Genomic DNA, 6,939 nt, shown 5'->3' on the forward strand with positions numbered 1-6,939 from the left:
ATTTATTTGAGCAGGAGCAGCCGGATGCCGTAATCCATTTGGCGGCCGAGTCTCATGTGGATCGTTCGATCACCAATCCATTAGAATTTGTGATGACGAACGTAGTTGGAACAGCAAACTTGCTGAACGCGGCCCGCGAATGCTGGAAAGGCAAGTACGACAAAACGCGTTTTTACCATGTTTCTACTGATGAAGTTTATGGTACATTAGGCGAAACCGGCATGTTTACCGAAGAAACAGCTTACGATCCGCATTCGCCGTATTCTGCTTCCAAAGCCGGTTCCGATCATTTAGTGCGTGCTTATCAGGATACTTACGGCATGGATACCGTAATCTCAAACTGTTCTAACAACTACGGTTCAAACCATTTTCCCGAAAAATTAATTCCTTTAACCATTCACAACATCCAGGAAAAAAAATCAATCCCGGTTTACGGAAAAGGCGAAAACATCCGCGATTGGCTTTGGGTAGAAGATCACGCTCGCGCCATTGATGTGATTTTTCACAATGCAAAAGCAGGTAAAACGTATAACATCGGCGGCCACAACGAATGGAAAAATATTGACTTGGTGCAATTGCTGTGCAAAATTATGGACCAGAAATTAGGACGCGAAGAAGGTGAATCAGCCAAATTGATTACTTATGTAAAAGACCGTGCCGGCCATGATTTGCGTTATGCCATTGATGCAACTAAACTGAAAAACGAATTGGGCTGGACACCAAGTGTTACTTTTGAACAGGGCCTGGAAAAAACCGTGGATTGGTATTTGACCAACGAAGACTGGTTAAACAACATCACCTCAGGCAATTACAAACAATACTATCAGGAGCAGTACGAAAACCGCTAACCATGTTTGGGCTTTTCGGGAAAAAGAAAGTAGAGCACGGCAGACGTTTTGATTTTAGTACAGTTGGGGTAGATATGCACTCGCATGTGCTGCCTGGAATTGACGATGGTGCCCAAACGTTAGAAGAATCGGTTGAATTGGTACAGGTGATGCAGGATTTAGGTTTTAAAAAAATCATTGCAACGCCGCATATCATGATTGATTATTACCGAAATACGCCCGAAACGATTGATAGTGCCTTGCAACTTTTAAAAAACGAACTGCAAAAACAGCAAATTGATATTGAGCTGACCGCAGCAGCCGAACATTTGCTGGACGAAGGTTTTGAAACGCTGGTTGACGAAGGCAAAGTGATGACAATGGGCGACAATTATTTATTGTTTGAAATGTCGTTTATTGATGTTCATCCAAACTTGATCCCGATTATTCAAAGTTTAAGGGAAAAAGGTTACAAACCAATTTTGGCCCATCCAGAACGTTACTTGTATTTGAGCATTGAAAATTGTGAAAATATCAAAAGCTGGGGCTGCAATTTGCAACTGAATACCATTTCTTTGACTGGCTATTATGGTTCAAAAACTAAAGAACTGGCCGAAGCTTTGGTAGATCAGAATCTGGTTGATTTTATTTCCAGCGATATGCACCATTTGCGCCATGCTGCAGCTTTAGAAAAATCGCTGAAAACTACTTATTTAGAAAAACTGCTTTTTGATTACCCATTAAAAAACCAGTTGCTGCTGTAAAAAAAATGCGCTGGCCAATTTAGCCAGCGCAATTTTATGCCGGTAAAAGAAGCATCAAACAGAAAAGGAAGTACCGCAGCCACAAGTACTGGCAGCGTTTGGATTGTTAAAAGTAAAACCACGCGCATTTAAACCGTCTTGAAAATCAATTTGCATTCCGGCCAAATATAAACCATGGGCTTTGTGCATAAAAGTTTTGATACCGTTAATTACAAATTCCTGGTCGCCTTCTTTTTTCTGGTCGAAACCTAAAATGTAGTTCATGCCGGAGCAACCCCCGCCTTCAACACCCACACGAAGGCCAAAATCAGGGCTGATTTCCTGCTGATCAATCAGCTTTTTTAATTCAGAAACAGCACCTTCGGTAAAGGAAACTGGTGCTGAAACGGCTTCTATAACAGTGTTCATTTTTTTAAATTTTTTATTTGAAAACAAATATAACCGAAATTGCACAATTAAGTGTTGCACTTAAAGTTTATGACCAATTACCAACATTCATTTTTTATGATTAACAGTTATTTTTTAGATATTTTCAAGACCGTCATTTCCGGTTTAATCCTCATTGTTGCTATTTTTTATCTGCTGAAACCTTATTTGGATAAGTTAGGAAATCAGTCTGTATCAAGCATAAATCCAAACGCCAATCATCACCAATCCTTACAATTACAAGCTTATGAACGCTTGCTGTTGTTTGTTGATCGTACCAATCCGGTAAATTTATTGGTGCGGTTGAATGATCCTGCCTATCTCGCCACCGAATTGCATTACCAGGTTTTGGGCGAGATCCGAAATGAATTTCAGCATAACATCACGCAGCAATTGTACGTTAGCCCAAATGCCTGGGAAATTGTAAAACGGATAAAAAACGAAACCATTTCTTTGGCAAACAGTGCGGTAAAAGTATTGCCGCCACATGCCAGCGGGTTTGATTTCAGCAAGCTGATTTTAGAGCAGATGAGCAAGATGGAAAACAACCCTTATGACGTTGCCGCAGCCCTGATCCGCGACGATGCGCGACAGCTTTTCTAACATCAACAGGCATAAAAACAGTATTGTGGATAAGTAATTATAAAAAGGGATGTTATGCCGTAAAAAATACCGTTTTTTTAATTAGATAAGTTCTGGTTAACATTCCATTAATATTTAAGCTTTTGATTATCAGGTTGTTCTAATTCAAAGCCTTTTTTAATATTAATTTAAGGTAAACACATTCATTATAAAAAAAGAATTGATAACAAAGTGTTTTTGTTAGGTTTTTTTGCACAAAGCAGGGTGGATTTCTTATCTGCTTGCATTTGAGCAGATTATAAAAAATCCCAAATTTTAGTTTTTTTCCACATCTTTTTTTTGAATCTTCGGTCTTCCAAACCGGTTTATCAGAAACACGGCTGGTAGCATTGAAAACGACATTTAGTAAAAAATATATGGAAAAAACGGGTACGAATATCTGGAATAATTGCCTTAACATCATTAAGGACAACATTCCGACACAAAGTTTTAAAACCTGGTTTGAGCCTATTAAAGCTATCCGTCAGGAAGGAAGTGTGCTTACAATACAAGTTCCGAGTTTGTTCTTTTATGAATGGCTGGAAGAACATTATGTGGGCCTATTGCGTAAAACCATAAAAAATCAGTTGGGCGAAGAAGGCAGGTTGGAGTACAATATTGTGATGGAGCAGTCTTCGGCCAAACCTTATACCACCAACATGCCATCAAACGGAAACGGGAGCGAAGGAAAAAACCAGTCTATGCCGATCCCGGTTTCGATCAACAAAGACATAAAAAACCCTTTTGTAATTCCCGGATTAAGAAAGTTACAGGTTGACCCGCAGTTGAACCAGAACTATACTTTCGAAACTTTTATTGAAGGTGATTGCAACCGTTTGGCGCGTTCTGCTGGCTATGCCGTGGCTGCAAAACCGGGCGGTACTTCTTTTAACCCGCTGATGATTTATGGTGGTGTGGGCCTCGGAAAGACGCACTTGGCGCAAGCCATCGGCAACGAGATCAAGCAATCTTTTCCGGAGAAGCTGGTGCTGTATGTTTCGTGCGAAAAGTTTACTACCCAGTTTGTCGAATCTTTAAAAAACAACAACATTAACGATTTCGTAAATTTTTATCAGGCGATGGATGTTTTGATTGTGGATGATGTTCACAATTTTGCCGGCCGTGATAAAACACAAGATATTTTCTTCCATATTTTTAACCACTTGCACCAATCTGGCAAGCAAATTATTTTGACTTCGGATAAATCACCAAAAGATTTGGCCGGATTGGAAGAACGCTTATTGTCCCGCTTTAAGTGGGGGCTTTCTGCCGATTTGCAAATCCCGGACATGGAAACGCGGATGGCGATCCTGAAAAAGAAAATTTACCAGGACGGAATTGAGCTGCCGCAAGAAGTGATTGAATACGTTGCCCATAATATTGACAACAACGTGCGCGAACTGGAAGGCGCGATGGTTTCTTTGCTGGCGCAGTCAACTTTAAATAAAAAAGAAATTGATCTGGCTTTGGCCCGCCAGATGTTAAAGAATTTTATCAAAAATTCGAGCAAAGAGATTTCGATGGAATCTATCCAGAAACTGGTTTGCGATTACTTTGAAGTTCCGGTAGAAATGGTAAAATCATCAACCCGGAAACGCGAAATTGTACAAGCGCGGCAAATTTCGATGTACCTTTCTAAAGCGCACACTAAAAGTTCATTAAAAACTATCGGGCAGTTTTTTGGCGGAAGAGATCATTCAACGGTTATTTATGCTTGCCAAACGGTGGAAGATTTAATTGATACCGACAAGAAATTTAAAACTTATGTTGCTGATATTCAAAAGAAACTGAAAATGAATTAAGCCAAAGGTTTATTGCAAAAAAAGTCCTGGTTTTTGTCAGGACTTTTTTTTTGTCGTAAAAGAAGCATTAGGGTTTGCTTTTACATTATCCATGAAAAAAATGTGAATGCTTCTTTTACCACCTAAAAATTGGTGTTTGCATTAGCTCCAGACAAACCCAAATTAATTGCCCGCCAATTTTTAGGTGGTAAAAGAAGCATTGACAAATCCTTGTTTTGGTTTTTTAAATATTCAGTGCCATCGCTGATAAAGCTTTTTCATTGATCAACCTGAAGCTTTTGCCTGTAACCTCAATAAACCCGTTCAATAAAAACTCATTGATAACTTTAAACAATGTTTCGTAAGACACTGCTGCAAAGGAAGAAAGGTCTTGCCGGCTTAGTTCGATGGCTATACTGCCTTCCGGGTTAATGCCAAATTGTTTTTTTAAGGTTAATAGTGCCAAAGCAATGCGTTCTTTAACCGGCATATGCACCAAGTTGCGCATTCTTTTGTCTGATTCCTGAAGTTCGTTTGCAAAAAACTTCATCAAAGAATAGGTAAGTTGAGGGTTAACGTTTAAGGTAGATTCAAAAAATGGAAGGGCAATATAGCAAACCATACTTTGTTCAATAGCGGTAGCGGATACGGGATAAACGGGATCATTACCTAAACCTAAATGCCCTATAATGTCTCCCGGTTGTGCAAAACGGGTAATGAGTTCCTTTTCATCGTCCCACCGCTTGTGTACTTTTACCTTTCCCAAAAACACAAAGTAGATCCCGGTTACCGCATTGCCCTCCTTAAAAAGCTGCTGCCCTTTTTTTAACTCAAAATTTTTTTTGTGGATGCCAATAGCCGGGACCCAGTCTTTTAAACAATGCTTGCACAAAAAGCAGTCGTTTAAATTGCATCCCTGCTTAATTTCTTTCATTGCTGAGGATATCCTGATTATTACAAGCCGCTTTAAATTTATCTGAAAATGTCATGCTTCTTTTATGCCGATAGTTTTTGTTTGTTAATTTTAAAAATACAAAAAGCATAGCACATTTTCTGTTTTTTGGGCGATAAAAGAAGCATATAAAATTGGGGGTTAAAGACAATGCTTCTTTAAGCCAGGCGGTAGCATTAATGGCAAAACAAAACGCAGAAGTATTGCCTGTACTGTCTGCCACAAATCAAAAAATTATCGGGATCCTTTCTTATCGTGATATTATTGAAAGCTATAGCAGCCAGTTGGAGGAAAACGAAAATGCCACCGCCCATATTTCTTTAAAACGAGAACGGTTAAAAATGTTGATCCAGGGAAAAAAGGCTATCAATAAAAAAACCTCCGTTTAAAATTATTCTTAAGATAGTTCTGATGCTTCTTTTATCGCCTAAAAATTGGTGGCTGCCTGGTTTTTAATTTGTTTAGGTTGATGCAAACACCAATTTTTATAGGGTAAAAGAAGCATTACATTTTAACTTCGCCCAGTTTAACCAAAGCATAAAACAAAGAGCTGATGTGCAAAGCCTGTCCAAATTTGCCTTCGGCCAACAATTGCTTTACTTCTTTTATTGATACTTTTTCAACAATAATCTCTTCATGTGCGTCCAGCTTTTGGCCTTGAACTAATTTTCCGCCGCGGGCCAAAAATACATGACAACGGTTTGTTCCGGTTGAAGGATTGGGATACATCGTAGAAATTTGCTCAATATCTTCAAAAAGATAACCGGTTTCTTCCAGCAGTTCGCGTTTCATGGCCGTTTTCGGGTCTTCGCCGGCATCAATCACGCCGCCCGGAATTTCCAACAAAACCACATCAGCTGCATGCCGGTATTGCTTCACCAATAAAACTTCGTTGTTTTCGGTTATCGCTACGGCGTTTGCCCAATCTGCATATTCCAACACGTAATAATCATCTACAATTGTTCCGTTTGGCATTCGGCAAGTATCTTTTCGCATCGTTGCCCAAGGTTTTTGAATAATGTATTCGGTAGAAAGCGTTTCCCATTTCAGGTTATCCATGTTGTTCGTTTTGATTTAAAAATTGAAGAATATTTTGCTTTCGGCTTAAATTTTCAAATGATTGTGTGTGATGCTCCTGCTCCAATATTTGATAGATGAGCAAAATGTGGTCGAGTAAATGAAAGGTTTTAGGGGTTGGTTGAAACGGAGAAATACTTTCCAGCAAAAACTGACTCAGCAAATCCAGCTTTTGCGGTGGATATTTTCGGTCGGCCAAAAGCTTTTTAAACTGGTCTTCATCCAGCAGCAGCAAGTTGTCCAGCTCCAAATCAAAATCGTTCAACAAAAGTTTGTTGATCAAACCTTCAGCTTCCTGCGTGTTTCCTACTGCTTTTAAGCCTAAAATTTTGGCCAGTGCTTGCGCCAGTTTGGCAATTTCTGCCTGGATGAAATCTCTGCGTATCATTTTTTAGGTGCTAAAAGAAGCATCACCAGCTTCCGCTTGATCCGCCTCCGCCAAAACTTCAGCCGCCAAAACCACCGAAACCGCCGCCGCCGCCACCAGAATC

8 protein-coding genes and 1 pseudogene (1 of these 9 only partly in view) are annotated in these 6,939 nt (G+C 39.6%); 5 read left to right on the forward strand and 4 right to left on the reverse strand.

Features of this window, described 5'->3' with window-relative positions:
- Together rfbB and Q0192_RS07280 are read left to right on the forward strand one after the other, a co-directional pair.
- Nucleotides 1-848, forward strand: a pseudogene (rfbB, locus tag Q0192_RS07275) (dTDP-glucose 4,6-dehydratase) (it extends 218 nt beyond the left edge of the window).
- Between the two features lie 2 nt (nt 849-850).
- On the forward strand, nt 851-1,591 hold the full coding sequence (locus Q0192_RS07280) for a CpsB/CapC family capsule biosynthesis tyrosine phosphatase (RefSeq protein WP_299288291.1): 741 nt from the start codon (nt 851-853) through the stop codon (nt 1,589-1,591).
- A gap of 54 nt (nt 1,592-1,645) precedes the next feature.
- On the opposite strand, the gene Q0192_RS07285 is transcribed toward Q0192_RS07280, so the two are convergent.
- A complete protein-coding gene (locus Q0192_RS07285; RefSeq protein WP_299288293.1) occupies nt 1,646-1,999 on the reverse strand; it encodes an iron-sulfur cluster assembly accessory protein in 354 nt (117 codons plus the stop codon).
- 96 nt (nt 2,000-2,095) lie between these two features.
- Between Q0192_RS07285 and Q0192_RS07290 the strand changes: the two genes are divergently transcribed.
- Together Q0192_RS07290 and dnaA are read left to right on the forward strand one after the other, a co-directional pair.
- Entirely contained in the window at nt 2,096-2,620 is a 525-nt protein-coding gene (locus Q0192_RS07290) for a hypothetical protein (protein WP_299288295.1), read from the forward strand.
- 395 nt (nt 2,621-3,015) lie between these two features.
- Nucleotides 3,016-4,440, forward strand: a complete 1,425-nt coding sequence (dnaA, locus tag Q0192_RS07295) for a chromosomal replication initiator protein DnaA (protein WP_299288298.1) — start codon at nt 3,016-3,018, stop codon at nt 4,438-4,440.
- Between the two features lie 223 nt (nt 4,441-4,663).
- Here dnaA and Q0192_RS07300 read toward each other — a convergent pair whose 3' ends face one another.
- Nucleotides 4,664-5,353, reverse strand: coding sequence for a cyclic nucleotide-binding domain-containing protein (locus Q0192_RS07300; RefSeq protein ID WP_299288301.1), 690 nt, complete (start codon nt 5,351-5,353; stop codon nt 4,664-4,666).
- Nucleotides 5,354-5,505: 152 nt separating this feature from the next.
- Here Q0192_RS07300 and Q0192_RS07305 point away from each other — a divergent pair, with 152 nt between their 5' ends.
- Entirely contained in the window at nt 5,506-5,760 is a 255-nt protein-coding gene (locus Q0192_RS07305) for a CBS domain-containing protein (protein ID WP_299288305.1), read from the forward strand.
- A gap of 115 nt (nt 5,761-5,875) precedes the next feature.
- Here the strand turns inward: Q0192_RS07305 and Q0192_RS07310 are convergent, their stop codons facing one another.
- Together Q0192_RS07310 and Q0192_RS07315 are read right to left on the reverse strand one after the other, a co-directional pair.
- On the reverse strand, nt 5,876-6,430 hold the full coding sequence (locus Q0192_RS07310; RefSeq protein WP_299288308.1) for an NUDIX hydrolase: 555 nt from the start codon (nt 6,428-6,430) through the stop codon (nt 5,876-5,878).
- On the reverse strand, nt 6,423-6,836 hold the full coding sequence (locus Q0192_RS07315; protein WP_299288311.1) for a hypothetical protein: 414 nt from the start codon (nt 6,834-6,836) through the stop codon (nt 6,423-6,425). The genes Q0192_RS07310 and Q0192_RS07315 overlap by 8 nt, the downstream gene beginning before the upstream one ends.
- Nucleotides 6,837-6,939 lie beyond the last annotated feature (103 nt).

This window comes from uncultured Mucilaginibacter sp., from assembly GCF_937859865.1.
Lineage (GTDB): Bacteria > Bacteroidota > Bacteroidia > Sphingobacteriales > Sphingobacteriaceae > Mucilaginibacter_A.